The following is a 1854-nucleotide window of genomic DNA, read 5'->3' as shown; positions in this document are numbered from 1 at the left end:
GGACGTATCCCACGACCAGCGGCAAACAGACGACGGAACTCTTCTCGCGGCCTTGGCAGGAGAGCGGTCGTGGTCGGGAAGTCTTGCAGGATTTCAAGTCGATAGCGGAGCATGTGCGGCCTTCAACCGGCAGGTTCTTCGGTTATGTCGTCGGCTCCGGCGAACCGATCGGCGCGCTGGGGGAATTGCTGGCTGCGGTGCTCAATCAGAATGTGACGTCGTGGCGCTCGGCACCGGCTGCGACATCGATCGAACGCGCCGTCGTCGAATGGTTGGCGGAGGCTGTCGGTTGCCCCGGATTTACAGGCAGCCTGTGCGGCGGCGGCTCGACGGCGAACCTCATGGCCCTGGCGATGGCGCGGGAAGCGAAGCTGCCAGCCAACGAAACAGGCGTGCGACCGTGCGTGATCTATGCTTCCGAGCAAGTGCACATGTCCATTCCCAAGGCCGTCGCGCTGTTGGGGATCGGTAGAAAAAATCTCCGTTTGATCCCTGTCGACGACAAATTCAGGATGCGGACGGATGCCCTCCAGGCAGCTATTGCAGCCGACCGCGGCATCGGCAACATGCCCATCGCCATCGTGGCCACGGCCGGCACCATCATCTCCGGTGCGATCGATCCCCTTCCCGAAATCGCAGACATTGCCCGCAGGGAAGCGTTGTGGATGCATGTCGATGGGGCCTATGGGGGACTGGCGGCCCTGACCGTCCCGGAAAAGTTCCAGGGACTGTCTTTGGCGGATTCGCTGTCGCTCGATGCGCACAAATGGCTCTATCAGCCACTCGATTGCGGCTGCCTGCTCAATCGCCACCCAGACATTGCGCGCACGACTTTCTCGCACAGCGACGACTACGTCAGGATATTGAGCGAAGACCCAACGGAAGCATTTGCATTCTTTGAAGAGTCGATCGAACTGTCTCGGCGCTTCCGTGCGCTGAAGCTCTGGATGTCGCTGCAGTATCACGGGCGCCGTGCCTATCGCGAAGCCATCGCGCGCGATCTCTACCATGCCCAGATGCTGGCACAGGCAATCGCTTCACAGCCGGAGCTTGAGCAGCTTGCGCCGGTATCGCTAAGCGCGGTCTGTTTCCGTCACCGCTCTAAGGACAATGAAGCGATCCTGCGCCGTGTGATCGCGCGCGGCCGCGTGTATCTGTCGAATGCAACGATCAACGGTCAATTCGCGCTGCGGGCGTGTTTCGTCAATCACAGGACGACCTTGGATGACGTTCGGGCGATTGTGTCCGAAGTCATTGCCGCCGCAGACGAACTCAATCATTGAACCGCTGCGGATTTGGCCTCGTGTTTCAGGCGACCTCCGCCCGCAGCCATGCCTTCAGACCGGCGATATCCCCATCGCCGACAGCAGCGGCAACGCGCCTGCCGACCGCCGCGCCGAACTTGTAGCCGTGGCCGGAGCATGCCGAGACAACAAGGCATTTGCCCTTTCCATGCGCCATGAATTTTTCGTCTGATGTGAAAGTGTAGGCGCAGGTGACGACCTCGGTCACGCGATACTCCGCGATGCGGGCGATCGGCGGCGAAAACAGGTTGCGGATCGCCTCGCCCTCGCCCGCCACCGGCTGACGGTTCCAGTCGGCGTCGCTGGTCGGCACCCTGTGCAGCCCGGAACCGAATTTCATGCCGGCGCCGCCGGAGGGCGGGATCACATAGCCGTCGATCGCGCCGCCGACATCGAGCACGACCGGTGCCGCCTGCCAGGCCGCCTTGAGGTCGGCCGGCGGTTCGACATAGGCAAGTGCGGTTCGATAGGTCTTCAATTCTCCGTCCAGTTCCGGAAACAGTTTTAGCACCCAGGCGCCTGCGGCGACGACGATGCGGTCGGCCTGCAT

At 62.1% G+C, this 1854-nt stretch carries 2 protein-coding genes; one reads left to right on the top strand and one right to left on the bottom strand.

Annotated features, from left to right (window positions below; translation table 11 throughout):
• Positions 1–1283: pyridoxal-dependent decarboxylase (locus EN925_RS34295; RefSeq protein WP_128337289.1), on the top strand; the 1283-nt coding region annotated here is incomplete at its 5' end.
• 25 nt (positions 1284–1308) lie between these two features.
• Here the strand turns inward: EN925_RS34295 and EN925_RS34290 are convergent.
• Positions 1309–1854, bottom strand: a 546-nt coding sequence (locus tag EN925_RS34290) for an FAD-dependent oxidoreductase (RefSeq protein WP_128337288.1), incomplete at its 5' end; no start/stop codon positions are given.

It is taken from the genome of Mesorhizobium sp. M7A.F.Ca.US.006.04.2.1, from assembly GCF_004022915.1.
Lineage (GTDB): Bacteria > Pseudomonadota > Alphaproteobacteria > Rhizobiales > Rhizobiaceae > Mesorhizobium > Mesorhizobium ciceri.
Note: the sequence above shows the minus strand (reverse complement) of the source record. Positions and strands in the feature narration are given on the sequence as shown.